At 70.8% G+C, this 16,161-nt stretch carries 16 protein-coding genes; 9 read left to right on the forward strand and 7 right to left on the reverse strand.

The genetic code is table 11. The annotated features are described in order from the left end of the window. Nucleotides 1-57 precede the first annotated feature (57 nt). Complete coding sequence (locus tag ACGFIS_RS13255; RefSeq protein WP_392970813.1) at nt 58-1,497, forward strand: endo-1,4-beta-xylanase; 1,440 nt, start codon at nt 58-60, stop codon at nt 1,495-1,497. Between the two features lie 27 nt (nt 1,498-1,524). Next, the gene (locus ACGFIS_RS13260) at nt 1,525-2,919 is read left to right on the forward strand and encodes an RICIN domain-containing protein (protein ID WP_392970816.1); all 1,395 of its coding nucleotides are present in this window, start codon (nt 1,525-1,527) and stop codon (nt 2,917-2,919) included. Nucleotides 2,920-3,072: 153 nt separating this feature from the next. On the opposite strand, the gene ACGFIS_RS13265 is transcribed toward ACGFIS_RS13260, so the two are convergent. Next, the gene (locus ACGFIS_RS13265) at nt 3,073-3,720 is read right to left on the reverse strand and encodes a class I SAM-dependent DNA methyltransferase (protein WP_392970819.1); all 648 of its coding nucleotides are present in this window, start codon (nt 3,718-3,720) and stop codon (nt 3,073-3,075) included. 357 nt (nt 3,721-4,077) lie between these two features. Here ACGFIS_RS13265 and ACGFIS_RS13270 point away from each other — a divergent pair, with 357 nt between their 5' ends. Continuing rightward, on the forward strand, nt 4,078-5,637 hold the full coding sequence (locus tag ACGFIS_RS13270; protein ID WP_392911525.1) for a serine/threonine-protein kinase: 1,560 nt from the start codon (nt 4,078-4,080) through the stop codon (nt 5,635-5,637). A gap of 31 nt (nt 5,638-5,668) precedes the next feature. On the opposite strand, the gene ACGFIS_RS13275 is transcribed toward ACGFIS_RS13270, so the two are convergent. Further along, nucleotides 5,669-6,514: a VOC family protein gene (locus ACGFIS_RS13275; protein WP_392970822.1), complete on the reverse strand. Its 846-nt coding sequence runs from the start codon at nt 6,512-6,514 to the stop codon at nt 5,669-5,671. A gap of 184 nt (nt 6,515-6,698) precedes the next feature. Between ACGFIS_RS13275 and ACGFIS_RS13280 the strand changes: the two genes are divergently transcribed. Continuing rightward, the gene (locus ACGFIS_RS13280) at nt 6,699-7,121 is read left to right on the forward strand and encodes a VOC family protein (RefSeq protein ID WP_392911814.1); all 423 of its coding nucleotides are present in this window, start codon (nt 6,699-6,701) and stop codon (nt 7,119-7,121) included. Between the two features lie 70 nt (nt 7,122-7,191). Here the strand turns inward: ACGFIS_RS13280 and ACGFIS_RS13285 are convergent, their stop codons facing one another. Next, nucleotides 7,192-8,166: a helix-turn-helix transcriptional regulator gene (locus ACGFIS_RS13285; protein WP_392970825.1), complete on the reverse strand. Its 975-nt coding sequence runs from the start codon at nt 8,164-8,166 to the stop codon at nt 7,192-7,194. A gap of 63 nt (nt 8,167-8,229) precedes the next feature. On the opposite strand from ACGFIS_RS13285, the gene ACGFIS_RS13290 reads away from it, so the two are divergent. The 3 genes from ACGFIS_RS13290 (at nt 8,230) to ACGFIS_RS13300 (ending at nt 12,055) form a co-directional block, all read left to right on the forward strand. Further along, the gene (locus tag ACGFIS_RS13290) at nt 8,230-9,414 is read left to right on the forward strand and encodes an epoxide hydrolase family protein (protein WP_392970828.1); all 1,185 of its coding nucleotides are present in this window, start codon (nt 8,230-8,232) and stop codon (nt 9,412-9,414) included. A gap of 148 nt (nt 9,415-9,562) precedes the next feature. Beyond that, nucleotides 9,563-11,053 carry an aldehyde dehydrogenase family protein gene (locus ACGFIS_RS13295; protein ID WP_392970831.1) on the forward strand — a complete coding sequence of 497 codons (1,491 nt, stop codon included), beginning with the start codon at nt 9,563-9,565 and terminating at the stop codon, nt 11,051-11,053. Nucleotides 11,054-11,209: 156 nt separating this feature from the next. Then, entirely contained in the window at nt 11,210-12,055 is an 846-nt protein-coding gene (locus tag ACGFIS_RS13300; protein WP_392970834.1) for an SMI1/KNR4 family protein, read from the forward strand. 97 nt (nt 12,056-12,152) lie between these two features. On the opposite strand, the gene ACGFIS_RS13305 is transcribed toward ACGFIS_RS13300, so the two are convergent. After that, nucleotides 12,153-12,422: a metal-sensitive transcriptional regulator gene (locus ACGFIS_RS13305; protein WP_392911537.1), complete on the reverse strand. Its 270-nt coding sequence runs from the start codon at nt 12,420-12,422 to the stop codon at nt 12,153-12,155. A gap of 134 nt (nt 12,423-12,556) precedes the next feature. Next, on the reverse strand, nt 12,557-12,946 hold the full coding sequence (locus ACGFIS_RS13310) for a DUF302 domain-containing protein (RefSeq protein ID WP_392970837.1): 390 nt from the start codon (nt 12,944-12,946) through the stop codon (nt 12,557-12,559). A 152-nt stretch (nt 12,947-13,098) separates the two neighbouring features. On the opposite strand from ACGFIS_RS13310, the gene trxA reads away from it, so the two are divergent. Continuing rightward, a complete protein-coding gene (gene trxA, locus ACGFIS_RS13315) occupies nt 13,099-13,467 on the forward strand; it encodes a thioredoxin (RefSeq protein ID WP_392911541.1) in 369 nt (122 codons plus the stop codon). Nucleotides 13,468-13,481: 14 nt separating this feature from the next. Beyond that, nucleotides 13,482-13,754, forward strand: coding sequence for a metal-sensitive transcriptional regulator (locus tag ACGFIS_RS13320; protein WP_392911543.1), 273 nt, complete (start codon nt 13,482-13,484; stop codon nt 13,752-13,754). A 2-nt stretch (nt 13,755-13,756) separates the two neighbouring features. Here ACGFIS_RS13320 and ACGFIS_RS13325 read toward each other — a convergent pair whose 3' ends face one another. Together ACGFIS_RS13325 and ACGFIS_RS13330 are read right to left on the reverse strand one after the other, a co-directional pair. After that, on the reverse strand, nt 13,757-15,352 hold the full coding sequence (locus ACGFIS_RS13325) for an FAD-dependent monooxygenase (RefSeq protein ID WP_392911545.1): 1,596 nt from the start codon (nt 15,350-15,352) through the stop codon (nt 13,757-13,759). 188 nt (nt 15,353-15,540) lie between these two features. Beyond that, nucleotides 15,541-16,116, reverse strand: a complete 576-nt coding sequence (locus ACGFIS_RS13330; protein ID WP_392911547.1) for a TetR/AcrR family transcriptional regulator — start codon at nt 16,114-16,116, stop codon at nt 15,541-15,543. Between the last annotated feature and the right edge of the window lie 45 nt (nt 16,117-16,161).

Consider the following 16,161-nt stretch of genomic DNA (forward strand, 5'->3'; position numbering starts at 1 on the left):
GTCGCACGGCTGTGCCCGTGCTTCCAACCCCCGTTATCCATTCATGGAGGAACAGACGTGCGTACGAAAGCCATGCCCAGGTCCGGGATCCGCAAGCGGGCCCTGCTCGCAGGCGCCGTCGGGGTGCTCAGCGCGGCCGCGGCTCTGGTGGCGCCCGCTCCGGCCACCGCCGCGGAGACCACGCTGGGCGCCGCGGCGGCGCAGAGCGGCCGCTACTTCGGCACCGCCATCGCCTCGGGCAGACTCAACGACTCGGTGTACACCACGATCGCGAACCGCGAGTTCAACTCGGTGACCGCCGAGAACGAAATGAAGATCGACGCCACCGAACCCCAGCGAGGCCAGTTCAACTTCACCTCCGCCGACCGCGTCTACAACTGGGCGGTCCAGAACGGCAAGGAGGTGCGCGGCCACACCCTGGCCTGGCACTCCCAGCAGCCCGGCTGGATGCAGAGCCTCAGCGGCGGCGCACTGCGCCAGGCGATGATCGACCACATCAACGGGGTCATGGCCCACTACCGGGGCAAGATCGTCCAGTGGGACGTCGTGAACGAGGCCTTCGCCGACGGCAACTCGGGAGGCCGCCGCGACTCCAACCTGCAGCGCACCGGCAACGACTGGATCGAGGTCGCCTTCCGCACCGCGCGCGCCGCCGACCCGGCCGCCAAGCTCTGCTACAACGACTACAACATCGAGAACTGGAACTGGGCCAAGACCCAGGGCGTGTACGCCATGGTCCGCGACTTCAAGCAGCGCGGCGTGCCCATCGACTGCGTGGGCTTCCAGTCCCACTTCAACAGCGGCAGCCCCTACAACAGCAACTTCCGCACCACCCTGGAGAGCTTCGCCGCCCTCGGCGTTGACGTGGCCATCACCGAACTCGACATCGAGGGTGCCTCGGCCACGACCTACGCCAACGTGACCAACGACTGCCTGGCCGTCCCGCGCTGCCTCGGCATCACCGTCTGGGGCGTCCGCGACACCGACTCCTGGCGCTCGGAGCAGAGGCCGCTGCTGTTCGACGGCAACGGCAACAAGAAGGCCGCCTACACCTCGGTCCTCAACGCCCTCAACGGCGGTGCCACGGACCCGCCCGACCCCACCGACCCTCCCACCGACCCCGAGGCCGGAACGATCGTGGGCGTCGGTTCAGGCCGCTGCCTGGACGTGCCCAACGCCAGCACCACCGACGGCACCCAGCTCCAGCTGTGGGACTGCCACACCGGCGCCAACCAGCAGTGGTCCTACACCGATGCGGGCGAGCTCAGGGTCTACGGCGACAAGTGCCTGGACGCCGCCGGCACCGGCAACGGCGCCAAGGTCCAGATCTACGGCTGCTGGGGCGGCGACAACCAGAAATGGCAGCTCAACTCCGACGGATCCATCGTCGGCGTCCAGTCCGGCCTCTGCCTGGACGCCGCCGGCAGCTCCAACGGCACCCCGATCCAGCTCTACTCCTGCTGGAACGGCAGCAACCAGCGCTGGACCCGCACCTGACCCGCCCCAGAGCGAAAGGGCGAATCGATGAAGACCTACGGTGCGGCTTCCCCCGCCCCTCCGCGAAGGCGTCGATGGCGGTCCCGGCTCGCCGCCGCGGTGGCGTCGACCCTCGCGATCAGCATGCTCGTCGCGGTGAACCCGGCGCCGGCCGAGGCGGCGACGGTGGACACCGACGCCTGGTACGTCCTGGTCAACCGCAACAGCGGCAAGGCGCTCGACGTGTCCGGCTCGTCCACCGGTGACGGCGCGCGGATCAACCAATGGACGCGCCACGACGGGACCAACCAGCAGTGGCAGTTCGTCGACTCCGGCGGCGGCTTCTACCGGTTGAAGGCCCGGCATTCCGGCAAGGTGCTGGACGTGGCCGGTGCCTCGACGGCCGACGGCGCCGCGATCCAGCAGTGGGCCGACCACGGCGGAACCAACCAGCAGTTCCGGCCGGCCGACTCCGACGCGGGCCACGTCCGCCTGATCAGCCGCAGCAGCGGCAAGGCGGTGGAGGTCCAAGGCGCCTCCACCGCCGACGGCGGCAACGTCGTCCAGTACACCGACTGGGGAGGCGCCAACCAGCAGTGGACCATGGTCGAGCTGTCGTCCGATGGCGGCGGCGATGACGGCGGCGGCGACGGCGGCGGCTGTGGCAGCGCCCCGACGCTCACCAGCGGTACGCACACGATCCAGAGCGGCGGTCAGAACCGCAGCTTCATCCTCAGAGTTCCCTCCAACTACGACAACAGCCACCCCTACCGGCTGATCTTCGCGTTCCACTGGCGGGGCGGAACCGCCGGCGACGTCGCCTCAGGTGGAACGAGCGGGAGCGCCTGGTCCTACTACGGCCAGCAGGAACAGTCGAACGAAAGCGCGATCCTCGTCGCCCCCCAGGGCCTCGGCAACGGCTGGGCCAATTCGGGCGGTGAGGACGTCACCTTCGTCGACGACATGATCCGGCGAATCGAGAGCGGCCTCTGCGTCGACTCGACCCAGCGCTTCGCCACGGGTTTCAGCTGGGGCGGCGGTATGAGCTACGCACTCGCCTGCGCCCGCGCGAACGAATTCAGGGCCGTCGCGGTCATCTCGGGCGCCCAGATCAGCGGGTGCAGCGGCGGCACCCAGCCCATCGCCTACTTCGGAATCCACGGCATCAGCGACTCCGTCCTCAACATTTCGCAAGGACGGTCCCTGCGCGACAAGTTCGTCGCCAACAACGGCTGCACCGCCCAGAGCCCGCGCGAGCCCGCCCAGGGCAGCCGGACGCACATCACCACTGCCTACTCGGGCTGCCGCGCCGGGTACCCGGTCCAGTGGGCCGCGTTCGACGGAGGCCACATTCCCGGTCCGGTCGACGGCTCCACCAACGAGAGCGGCATCGCCACCTGGACCAAGGGAGAGATCTGGAGGTTCTTCGCACAGTTCCAATGACATGCCCGCATGAATGACATGCCCGCATAACGGCGTGGAGCCGGGAACGCCGCGGCTCCACGCCGTCATCCATCTCGATGCCGGGCCGCCGTCGGGTGCGTCAGGCCCCCGCGCCGATGGCGAATTCGTCCAGGCGGGCTTACCTGGCGGAGGTTACGGGGGCGGTGCCGCGGGCCGGCGGCCGAACAGGATCGCGCCCGGCTTCGGCCCGTCCGGATTCAGCAGGTGCTGCGCCTCCACGGTGAAGCCCGCCTCGCGGAGCCAGCCGGCCACGCGGGACGGCCGCCGATGGTGCACGTACGTCTGTACGGGCCGGTCGGCGTCACCGGTCGTCTCGATCTTCGACTCGTCGCCGACGTGGAATCCCACGGCCAGCACCCCGCCCGGCCGCAGCACCCGGCGGAACTGCCCGAGCACGCCCGGCACCGCCTCGTCCGGAATGTAGATCAGCGACCACCACGCGAGCACACCGGCCAGGGAGTCGTCGGCGAGCTTCAGGTCGGTCATCGAACCGACTTCGAACCGCGCGCCGGGGTGCTCGCGGCGGGCGATCTCGATCATCGCGGGTGACAGGTCGATGCCGGACGCGTCCGCGCCCAGCTCCCGCAGCAGGGCGGTGGTGTGCCCCGGCCCGCAGCCGACGTCGGCGACGGGCCCGCCGCCGATCGCCCGGACCAGGTCGGCGAACAGCACCACCCCCGCGCGGACGTGGAGCAGCCTGTCGAGCAGGTCGCGGGTTTCCTCGGCGTAGCCGGCCGCGATGGCGTCGTAGGAGTCGCGGGTATCGCTCAACCAGGTCATCAAAGGACCGTAGCCCCTTCGAACCGGGCGTCAACAGGTGTGCGCGCTGCGCGGACGCCTGCTGAAGCCGGCGCAACTGCGGGAGATGCTGGACGGCCGCCTCACGGGACGCCGATCAGGGTCCCTGTACGGCCTGGGGCTGCAGTGGCTCCCGGCCGAATGGCGGGCGCCCGAGGGGCGGCGATCGCGGCCCGGGAGGCACTCCGCCCGGAGACCCGGGGCCCGGCATAACGAGCGAGCCCGACCCCATGAGCGCACCGAACCCCGCACCGTCCGATGGCACCCGTCCGGTGGCACCCGTCCGGCGGTCACCCGATTCGTCTTCTTCCCGCTGTTCCGCGTCGATAGGTTCTGATCATGGGTTGGGACAGTGACGGGGTACTGGCGGGCCGGTACCGCAGGCTCGGCCGGATCGGCCAGGGCGGGATGGGGTCGGTGTGGCGAGCGCATGACACCGACCTGGACCGTGCGGTCGCCGTCAAGGAGCTTCTGGTGCCCGAGCAGGTCACCGACGAGGAGCGGCGTGACTGGTACGCGCGGATGGAGCGTGAGGCCCGCGCCGCCGCGCGGCTGCGGCATCCCGGCATCGTCACCGTCCATGACCGGGTGATGGGCGAGGACGGCCGTCCCTGGATCGTGATGGAACTGGTCGATGGCAGGTCCCTCGGGGAGGTGCTGGCCGAGCAGGGGGCGCTGCCGCCGCGTCAGGTCGCGGTGATCGGGCTGGCGCTGCTGGACGCGTTGTCGACCGCGCACGCGCAGGGCGTGGTCCACCGGGACGTCAAGCCCGCCAACGTGCTGCTGGAAGGTGACCGGGTGCTGCTGACCGACTTCGGCATCGCCGCGCTGGAGGGCGATGCCACCATTACCCGTTCGGGCATGGTGCTGGGTACTCCCGCGTTCATGTCCCCCGAACAGGTGGAGGGCAAGCCGGTCACCCCGGCCTCGGACCTGTGGTCCCTGGCCGCCACCCTGTACGCGGCGGTCGAGGGCCGCCGCCCGTTCGACGGACCCGGCCACGGCGCCGTCTTCGTCGCGATCGCCACCCGGCAGCCGCCCGCCCCCCGCTGCGGCGGCCCACTCGCGCAAGCCCTCAACGGCCTGCTCCGCAAGGACCCCGGCGAACGGCTCCACCCCGCCCAAGTCCGCGACCTGTTCAACGCCGCCCTCGCCCCCACCACCGGCCCGAACCCCACCACCGTCACCGGTACCGGCGGGACCGCGACCGGCGCCGGACCGCGCATCCCTCACCGGCCGCTCCGCACCGCGCTCCTTCGCGCGTCCCCCGGCGACGTCCCACTTCGGCGCGGCCAGATCCTCCTCGTCAGAGCCGCCCTCGTGTGCACCGCGCTCTCCATGCTGGCCTACCTGTTCGGGCCGTGGCCCGGACCCGGCAGTACGCGCACCCTGACGTTCTATTCGCCGGAGACGCTGATCATCCTGCCGCTGCCCTGGATCGCGGCGGTCATCCTCATATGCGTCATGTGGTTCCAGCCGCGCCGGCCGACGGTCGTCCTCGGCCTCGTCTTCGCGATCCTCAGCGGCCTTCATCTGGAAGCCCTCGTCGTTTACAGGTACCAGTACAACGGGACCGCCGAGGCCATCGACCCCAACGACGCGTTCGAGCTCTCCTGGATGCTGGGCACGCTCGCGTTGATGCTCGCCTTCACCGCGGTGAACCCGTCGCTCGCCGGACGGGTGACGGCCCCGCCCGCCCGCTACGCCCTGATCATCGTGGCCGTGCTCGTCCAAGGCACGGTGGCCCTGTTCTGGCCTGAAGCCGTCTACGAACTGGCGGGATCGGGCCTGGACGTCTTCGACAGTTCCTTCTCGGACGACTCCCTCTTCTACTCATTCATCGTCGTCGGCGTCGTCTGGATCGGCGTCCAGCCGTTCATCTGGTCACGCAGGTCCTAGACCGGTCTTCAACGCCCGGTGCGGGCGGTGGTCAGTTCGCCGGTGGGGTGAACTGGCTCGCGGTGAAGGCGGCGCCCTGCGGGTCGCGGACGACCGCGGTGCGGGTCCAGCCGGTGTCCTCGGTGGCGACCACCGTGCCGCCCAGACGCTCCACAGCGGCGGCGGTGTCGTCGCGGTCGGCCACGGTGAAGGTCACGTGCCAGCCAGGGCGCTCGCCGGCGGCCGCCGGTATCAGCCAGCCGATCGCATCGGCGAAGCCGGGCGGTGCATGCATCGATGCCTGGCGTTCGTGGATGCCCGGATCCACGGTCGCGGCGAGGTGGTCGCCATATCCCGGCCGCCGGATCATCGCGCCGAACCCGGCGTCGGAGACGTCCCAGCCGAACACCGCGGTGTAGAAGTCGGCCGCCCCGGGTTCGGCTGCGTGGAGGTCGCTGAAGTTCCAGGTGCCGGGCGCGTTGGTCAGCTGGGCACCCGGGCGGGTTCCGGCCTCCCGCAGCCGGAACGGCACGCCGCCGGGGTCCTCGCACAGTGCCACTCGTCCGCCGTCGCCGGCCGTTGCCGGAGGAAGGACGACGCGTCCACCCGCCGCGGTCACCCGGGCCGCTGCCCGGTCCGCGTCGTCGACCGCCACGTAGGTGTTCCAATTTCCGCTGCCGGGCCCGGCGACATCGGCACTCTCGGCGAGCCCGGCGACATCCTGGCCATTGAGCTGCGCGACGAGGTACTCCGGACCCTCGCCCCCGGCCTCCAGGAATGTCCACCCGAAGAGTTCGCCGTAGAACTCACCGGCGGCCGTGAGGTCGCGGTGCTCGACATCGATCCACGAGGTGACTCCCTCGGGGTAGGTCCGTTGCGTGTTCCGTCGCATCTCCATGGCGGCGACCCTAGGGTGCATTCAGGTCAGAGCCCGTCCGCATCGCCCCGGTCGTGTCTGCTGGACGGCGGGATGCAGCGCGCTGACGCGTGAAGCCGACCTGGACCACGAGCCCCGAAAGGAGATCATCATGAACGACACCGACCAGCGGGGCCCCCGACCCGGGCGAGGGACGATCCTGCGGCTGGACAACGTCGCCATCGTCGTCGACGACCTCGCAGCCGCCATGGCGTTCTTCGCGGAACTCGGACTGGAGTTGGAGGGCGAGGCGACGGTCGAGGGCAGCGCTGTGGATCGCCTCGTCGGGCTTGAGGGGGTCCGATCGGACATCGCGATGATGCGCACCCCGGACGGCCACGGACGGCTCGAGCTGACCAAGTACCACGCGCCGCCGAGCCGAGAGGGTGACCGGCGCGCTCCGGCGAACACGCTGGGCGCGCATCGCGTCATGTTCGCCGTCGACGACATCGACGACATCCTCGACCGCCTGCGGCCACACGGAGCCGAACTCCTCGGCGAGCTGGTGCAGTACGAGAACAGCTACCGGCTCTGCTACCTCCGCGGACCCGCGGGCATCATCGTCGCGCTGGCCGAGCAGAGCGGGTGACCGGTCGGGGAACGAGCCGGCGCCAGGGCGGGGCCGGCTCCAGGTCAAGGTGGCCCCTGGCCCGCCCACCCTAGGTCTTCTGCGGCTGCGGTCCGGTGGCGCGGTGGTAGCGTCCGGCGAGTTCGCGCACGAGGTCCACGAGTTCCGCGGGTTCCGTCACGGTGAAGTCGGCGCCGAGCAGGCCGAGGTGGACGGCGAGCGCCTCGATGGTGTCGGCGCCGGTGTCCAGCAGGCATCGTGTGTTGTCGACCGGGGTGATCGCGCCGATGGCGGCGTTGATCCGCTCGGCGAGCTGTTCCGCCGGTGCGTGCACGACGACCTGGGCCCTGTACCGCCAGGCCGCCGACGACACGCCCCGTCGTACGTGGTCGACGGCTTCCTCGGGGAGCTCCCGGGGCGTGAACCGGGGGCCGGCCGGGGTGCGCGGGTGGAGCCGGTCCACCCGGAACGTCCGCCAGTCGGCCCGGTCGAGGTCGAACGCGACCAGGTACCAGCGCCGTCCCCAGTTGACGAGCCGGTACGGTTCCACCTCGCGCCGGCTCGCGGTGTCGTCGTGGCTCCGGTAGTCGAACCGCAGGCGCTCGTGGTCGCGGCAGGCGGCGGCGAGGGCGCTCAGCGTGTCCGCGTCCACCCGGGGGCCGAGGTCGTCCAGGGGCACCGCGACGGCGTAGCGCTGGAGGGCGTTGACGCGGCGCCGGAGCCGGGCGGGCAGGACCTGCTCCAGTTTGGCCAGTGCGCGCAGCGAGGTCTCCTCGACGCCGGTGATCGTGCCCCCGGCGGCGGTGCGCAGCCCGATCGCCACCGCGACCGCCTCCTCGTCGTCGAGGAGCAGCGGCGGCAGCGCCGCCCCGGCCCCGAGCCGGTAGCCGCCTGCCGCGCCGCGGGTGCCGTTCACCGGATAGCCGAGGTTCCGCAGGCGTTCCACGTCGTTGCGGACGGTCCGGGTGCTGACCGTCAGCCGCTCGGCCAGTTCGGCGCCGGTCCATTCGCGGGGTGTCTGCAGGAGCGAGAGCAGGCGCAGCAGCCGCGCCGATGTTTCCAGCATTCTTCGGAGTCTGCCCGTCCAATAGGAACGATCCGTGCCTAATTGGTTCCTACGGTAGGGGGCATGACGAACGACAGCACGATCACCCCGTTCCGGATCGACATCCCGCAGGCCGACCTCGACGACCTCCAGCAGCGGCTGGCCCGGACCCGGTGGGCGGAGGAACTACCCGCCGGCGAGCCGGCCGCGCCGGGCCCGGTGCCGCCCGGCTGGGAGTACGGCGTCCCGGTGGGCTATGTCAGGCAGCTCGTCGAGCGGTGGTGTACCGGGTACGACTGGCGCGCCTGGGAGGCGAAGCTGAACGCCTACCCGCAGTTCACCACCGAGATCGACGGCCAGAACATCCACTTCCTGCACGTGCGGTCGCCGGAACCGGACGCGACGCCGCTGATCCTGACCCACGGCTGGCCGACCTCGGTGGCCGAATGGCTGGACGTGATCGGCCCGCTCACCGACCCGCGGGCCCACGGCGGGGACCCGGCGGACGCGTTCCACCTGGTCATTCCGTCCGTGCCGGGCTTCGGCCTGTCCGGGCCGACCCGGGAGCGCGGCTGGGACCGGTACCGGGTCGCGCGGGCCTGGGCCGAGCTGATGCGCCGCCTCGGATACGACCGGTACGGCGCGGCCGGCAACGACGGCGGATCGCTGATCTCACCCGAGGTGGGACGGGCCGACCCCGAGCACGTCTGCGGTGTGCACGTGACGCAGGTCTTCTCGTTCCCGACGGGCGACCCCGCCGAACTGGCCGACCTCAGCGAGGAGGAGCGCGGCAAGCTCGCGTTCGCCGAGTGGTTCGTCCAGAACCGGGGCGCCTACGACAAGCTCCAGTCCACCGAGCCGCAGAACCTGGCGCACGCCCTGGCCGACTCCCCGGCCGGCCTGCTCGGCTGGCACGCGCAGCTGCTCGGCGCCACGCTCGACCCGGATTACGTGCTCACCAACGTGATGCTCTACTGGCTGACCAACACCGCCGCCTCGGCCGCCCGGTTCTACTACGAGGACGCGGCGGCGGCCCCCGCACGGCAGAAGTCGAACGGCCGCGGAACCACCGTGCCCGAGCCGACCACCGTCCCCCTCGGACTGGCCAACTTCGCCTGGGACTACCAGTCGATCCGGACGTTCGCCGACCGCGACCACAAGAACATCGTCTCCTGGAACGTCTACGACCGGGGCGGCCACTTCGCCGCGCACGACGCCCCCGACCTGCTCGTCGACGACGTCCGGCAGTTCTTCGGCAAGGTCCGCTGACCCGCCCTCCGCCCGCCCGCGGCCCCCCTTGCCCGTCTTCGCCGGCAGGCCGGGGGCTGCGGGTCGTACCGCCGGCCGGGCGCCTGCCGGACGACCGGTGCGCAGGTCACGTCGCGTTTGGGTGCCCGTGCTCGGGTAGCTCAACGGCATGACTCAGACCATGTCCCCGCAGCTGAGAGCATCCGAGCGCTACGACGGCTTCGACAAGATGCCGATCGCGGGCACGTGGCGGGCGGGGAGCAGCGGCGGGTCCAAGGCCGACCTGGACCCGTGGAGCGGCGACACCCTCGTGGAGATCCCGCTGGCCGACACCGAAGACGTGGACGAGGCCTTCCGCATGGCCCACGAGGCGCAGCCCGCCTGGGCGGCGCAGGCGCCGGCGGAACGGGCCGAGGTCATGCGCACGGCCGCCGCGATCTTCGAGGCGCGCAAGGACGAGATCGTCGGCTGGATCGTCCGCGAGTCCGGCGGGACCGTCGCGAAGGGCGAGCTGGAGTGGGGCCTCGTGCGGTCCGTCCTGTACGAGGCCGCGTCGATGTCGTCCCACGTCGAGGGGCGGATCATGCCGTCGGACGTCCCCGGCAAGGAGAGCCGCGTCTACCGGCGGCCGGTCGGCGTGGTCGCCGTCATCAGCCCGTGGAACTTTCCGCTGCAGCTGTCGGCCCGCTCGGTCGCGCCGGCGCTCGCCGTGGGCAACGCCGTCGTCCTCAAACCGGCGGGCGACACGCCCGTCACCGGCGGGCTGCTCCTGGCGAAGATCTTCGAGGACGCGGGCCTGCCGCCGGGCGTCCTCAACGTGCTGATCGGCCGGGGCCGCGACATCGGCGACGCGGTCGTCGAGCATCCCCTCGCGCGGATGGTGTCGTTCACGGGATCGACGCCGGTCGGGGAGGGGATCATCAAGAAGGCCGGGGTGAAGAAGGTCGCGCTCGAACTGGGCGGCAACGGCCCGCTGGTGATCCTGGACGACGCCGACCTGGACCGCGCCGTCGACGCCGCGGTCTTCGGCTCGTTCTTCCACGCGGGCCAGATCTGCATGATCGCCAACCGTGTGATCGTGGACGCGTCCGTGCACGACGCCTTCGTCGGCCGGTTCGTCGAACGGGTCCAGGCGCTCACGGTGGGCGACCCGTCCGACGAGGGGACGCACATCGGGCCCGTCATCAACCGGAGCCAGCTCGACGGGATCCGCGACAAGCTCACCCGCGCCCGCGAGGAGGGCGCCGAGCAGGTGCTCGGCGGCGACCCGGGCGGCCCGTCCGGCCTGGTGCTGCCGCCGCACGTCCTGCTCGCCGGGAACGACGCGGCCACGGCCCGCGAAGAGGTCTTCGGCCCGGTCATCACCATCATCCGCGCGGACGGCGAGGACGACGCGCTCCGCATCGCCAACGACACCGAGTACGGCCTGTCCAGCGCGGTGTTCACGGAGGACGTCGAACGCGGAGTGCGCTTCGCTCTGCGCGTCGACGCCGGCATGACGCACGTCAACGACTCACCGGTGAACGACGACTCCAACACGGCGTTCGGCGGCGAGAAGGCGTCCGGCATCGGCCGCTTCGGCGGCCGTTGGGCCATCGAGGAGTTCACCACCGACCACTGGGTCAGCGTCCAGCACGCCGGCCGTTCGTTCCCTCTCTGACCACGGGCTCTCTCTGACCACGGGCTCTCTCTGACCACGGGCCCTCTCTGACCACGGGCCCTCTCTGACCACAGGCCCTCTCTGACCACAGGGAAGGCCGCGTCCGGAAACGTGAAACCGGCGGGGGTTGTCGGGGGCGGGTGGTTGGGTCTGGTCATGGACCATGAGGAACTGTTCAAGGCCGCGTCCCACCTCACGGGCGCGGATCGTCCCGCCGGCCTGGTGTGCGACGAGCCGGGGCACCCGGGTGGGCACACGTGCCTGCCGGTGTCCGCCGGTGTGGACGCGGACGACCTGGTCAAGGCGTTCACCGGGCGGTTCTCGGCCCCCCGCACCCGCTCCCACGGGCTCCCGCCGCTTCCTGTCGCGGAGCAGAACGAGTGGACGCACGCCTGGACATGGGCCTCCCGTGCGATCGCGCTCGGCCGGGGCGCGAACGGCCGTCCCGTCCTCGCGGTCACGGAGCGGAACATGCCCGGCCCGGACGAGTTGCCTGCGGACATGCCCTGGGTGGACCGCCTGGCCGCGATCACTGGGGGGCCGTCGTCACCGCCGCCCCCGCCGGACTGGGCGGCGGTCGAGTCCCGGCTGGGCACGCCGCTGCCGAGCGACTACAGACGGCTCGTCGAGGTCTTCGGCTGCGACGGCCTGTTCGACGTGTTCTTCCGCGTCTGCGACCCCGATGAGCTGATCGACAGATGGCAGGACTATGCCGGCGACGACCCGGCGGCGGGAGGACTTCCGGGTTTCCCCCTGCCGGGCGGGCTGATCCCCTGGTCGGACAACGAACACCACGAGACGTTCTTCTGGATCACCGATGGCCCCGACCCCGACCGCTGGCCCGTCTACGCCGTGAACGAGACCGATGAGGGGACCCGGTTCGAGTGCACGGCCACAGAGTTCCTGTTCCGCCAGATGACCGACCCGGAGTGCCCCTTCTACAGCGCGGCGGAGTACTTCACCGGCCACTGGTTCATGCAGTTCATCCGCCCGGCCTCCTGACACGAAGGCAGAGGTCGCGCAGGTGGCGCGTCCCGCGGCCTAGGCGCATCTGCGGTGGACCGCGGACGGCAACGCCCGTCCGCGTCGCCGTCCGGGGTCAGGCGAGGCTCATGAAGAGTTTTTCCAGCTGGGCACGGTCGAGTTGGGCCTGTTCGGAGTCGGTGCCCTCCCGGACGCATTTCTCCAGACCGGTCGCGATGATCTTGAATCCGGCGCGGTCCAGTGCCCGTGAGACCGCGGCGAGCTGAGCGATCACTTCCTTGCAGTCCCGCTCGTTCTCGATCATCTGGATGACACCGCCGAGCTGGCCCTGTGCGCGCCGCAGGCGCACGAGGGCGTCAGCCAGCGTGTCCGCTTCGAGTTTCACGTCACCCTCCTCATACCCGCCAGGGTATCCGGTGTGCGTCGCGATCGAACGGGCCGCCGGGCGCCGTCGCCGCCGGTGCCGCCGCGGCCAGTGGTGACTCAGGAGTGAGTGGTGACTTAGGAGTGAGTGGTGACTCAGGAGTGAAGGGAGTCCAGCGCCTTGGTGAGCCTGCCGGCCGCGTCGCCGGCGACCGGTTCGAGGTCGGGGTTCTTGCTCACCGTGACCATGACCTCGGGGTCCATCGCCTCGACGATGGTGTCGTCGCCGTCGGCCCGGACGACGACGTTGCAGGGCAGCAGAAGGCCGATCTGCCGGTCGGCCTCCAGGGCGCGGTGCGCGAGCGGTGGGTTGCAGGCGCCGAGGATGAGGTAGTCCTCCATCGTCTCGCCGAGCTTCTCGTGCAGCGTGGCGCGCACGTCGATCTCGGTGAGAATGCCGAACCCCTGCTCCTTCAGTGCCGCCCTGACCTCCTCAACGGTGTCGGCGAAGGGCCGGTGCAGCCGGACGGTCATGCCGTAGCTCATTGGTCTCTCCCTCGGGTGTCATGGATCCTCGGTGAACTCCCTCCATGATACCCCTACCCGTATAACCGAACCGGCTGCGAGCCTGGAATTAGAGACGGCGGAGGCGTGTTGTCATACCCGTAGGGGTATCCATCCAAGAGCTGGAGGCGACGATGGCCACGACCGAACTGACGCGCGAGAACTTCGAAGAGGTCCTCGACGGCGGCGAGATGATCCTGATCGACTTCTGGGCGAGCTGGTGCGGGCCCTGCCGCTTCTTCGGACCCGTGTACGAGCGGGTCTCCGAACGGCACGACGACATCGTGTTCGGCAAGGTCGACACCGAGGCCCAGCAGGAGCTGGCCGGCGCGTTCCAGATCAGCTCCATCCCCACCCTGATGATCATCCGGGACAAGGTGGTCCTGTACGCCCAGCCCGGGGCGCTGCGCGAGCCCGAACTCGAGAAGCTGATCGAAGAGGCCCGGTCGGTCGACCTGGACGACGTGCGCCGGCGTGCCGGTGAGCACCGGCACGCCTCCTGAGGAGGGCAGCGCGAATGGAGTTGGAGAAGGAGTCCCTGGCCGACGTCGTCGTACGCCTCCGGCGTGCGCAGGGGCAGATCGGCGGGATCGTCAAGATGATCGAGGAGGGGCGTGACTGCGCCGACCTGATCAACCAGCTCGCGGCCGTGTCCCGTGCACTCGACCGAGCGGGATTCAAGATCATCGCTACGGGGCTGGAACAGTGCGTCACGGGCGAGAACATTGGGACCGAGCAGGCCGAGATCGACCGGGCCCAGCTGGAAAGGCTGTTCCTCACCCTCGCCTGACGTCACCCTCGCCTGACGTCGCCGAGCGGAGTTCCGTAGCCGCGGTGCTGGAGCGCTGACCACACGGCTTCCGGGCTCGTCCCGGCCGCCGCGACATATCGGTCGGGGCGGACCAGTGCCACGCGTTCGCCTTCGTCCGGCCAAGGCTGTCCGGCGGCGAGGGTCGTTTCCGTCAGGGAGAGCACGGGCAGTCCCCTCCACCTGGAGTCACCGGGGTCGGGGACCGGCTCGTCCGGGCGCACCCAGGCCACCCAGGTGTGGCCGAGGCCGCTCAGCCGCGGGTAGATCCGGCCGCCGGAGCGCAGTTCCGGGTTGGGCATCCTGCGGCCCGCGGACGCGCCCGCGGCAGGGCGCCCGCCACGGTAGGCGGTCTCCAGCATCCCGACCTGGCGCCCGAGCCTGGCCTGGACGGAGGGGCGGCTGATGACGCGCGGTGCGAGGGTGGTGCGCAGTCTCTGCGCGACTCGGAGGTTCCAGGTCATCACGCCGGTCGCCCTGGCGGTGCCCTTGACCATCCGCTGGGCGATGGATCGCCGTTCGGCCTCGTAGCTGCCGAGCAGCCGCTCCGCCGCCTCCGCGTCGAGGCGGTCGGCCGCCGCGAGTTTCCACAGCAGGTTGTGGGCCTCCTGGACGCCGGTGTTGAGGCCCTGCCCGCCCACCGGGCTGTGCACGTGGGCGGCGTCTCCGGCGAGGAAGACCCGTCCCCGGCGGTAGCGGTCGGCCAGGCCGTGGCTGAGGTCGAACCGCGAAACCCAGGTGAGGTCGTGGCCGCCGAACTCGATGCCCGTCCGGTCCCGGATCAGCCGGTCCAGGAAGGCGGTGTCGACGGCGGGCGGGGCATCCGGGACGGCCCCGGGCATGTGCGCGATGATCCGGCGGCGTCCCGGTTCGGGCATCGGGACGATGAGCAGGAGCCCCGCCCGGTCCAGGTGGACGTGCCCCTCGTCGTGGGCGAGCGGCGCCGTGGTCCTGACGTCCGCGAGGACGAAGGAGGCTCCGGCGTCCGACCGCTTCAGCCTGAGCCCCGCACGTTCGCGCACGGTGCTGCGTCCGCCGTCGCAGCCGATCAGCCAGCGGGCGCGGACCGTTTCGATCCGTCCGGTCGGATGCGCCAGGCTCGCCTCGACGTGGTCGCCGTGGTCGTGGAGGTTCTCCAGGGAGACCAGCCATTCCACCGCGGTCCCGGCCGCGCGGAGACGTGTTTCGATGATCTGTTCGGTGACGTACTGGGGGATCGACAGCCAGAAGGGGTAGGAAGTGTCTCCCCATGGCAGCCGGCGCATGTCGATCCGTACAGGCTCGCTCCGACTGGCGTGGACGTTGAGCGCGGCGAACGGGAGGCCTTCGGCCAGCACGGCCCCGTCCAGTCCCATGGCCTCGAAGACCTCCATGGTCCGTGCGTGGACGACCAGTGCCTTGGAGATGGCCTCGCGTTCCGGCTTGCGGTCGATGATCCGCACGGTGAGCCCGTGGCGGAGCGCCTCGTGCGCGGCGGTCAACCCGGTGGGGCCGCCACCGACGACCAGGACATCGACGTCGGCCGACGGGGGCGGGCTTGCCGGGAGTACATCGCGAGAGGACGGGGGAAACGGTGACATGGCGTCTCCTGGGTGCATGGGCCACGGACGCCCCAGCATACGGAAAATGAGACACTAAAGTATCGTTTCGATTCGCGACATGGGTGTTCTCGGTTGAAGGCGGCCCGAAGACGCACGTGTCCGGACAAACGGAGGCGAGGGCGTGGCCGGTGCGGGCACCGCCGGTCGTGATCGTGGGGACGCGCGCCTCAGCGCGCAGCCGCGACACCCTCGGTGAGCGTGCTGAACACCAGATCGGCGACGGCCGTATCGGGTGTCGCGGGCGAGGTCGCCACCGCCGCGGCGAGGGTCGCCGCCATCACCGTCAGCACCCAGGTGGCCGGAACATCCGTCCGGATGGAGCCGGCCCGCTGTCCGCGGTCGATGACGTCCAGTACGGGGCCGAGCAGTTCGCCCCGCTCACGCACGAAATCCGGCTCCAGGACGCCCCCCTCGGCCAGCAGCGCCCGGAAACGCAGGCCGAGGGGGACGAGGGCGTCGACGGCCCGGCGGAGGGCGTCCAGCGCCGGGCCCTCGTCCAGCCGGGCGTCGGCGATGGCCAGGCGCGCACGCTCGAGAAGTTCCGCGCGCATCGCCTCGATCAACTGCCCGCGGCTGCTGAAGTGCCGGTACACCGTGGCGCGGGTGAGCCGTGCCGCCCGCGCCACCTCCACCATCGACGCGCCCGGGTTCTGCGCCAGTGCCTCGGCGGCGGCCTCCAGCAGTGCCCGCCGGTTGCGTCGTACGTCGCTGCGCTCGCGCGGGACATGCGGTTGTGCCGGCACGCCTCCTTACTAGCAGAGGCGATCGACGCCGTCCTAATCGGCCGT

Source organism: Spirillospora sp. NPDC048824 (assembly GCF_043198455.1).
GTDB lineage: Bacteria > Actinomycetota > Actinomycetes > Streptosporangiales > Streptosporangiaceae > Spirillospora.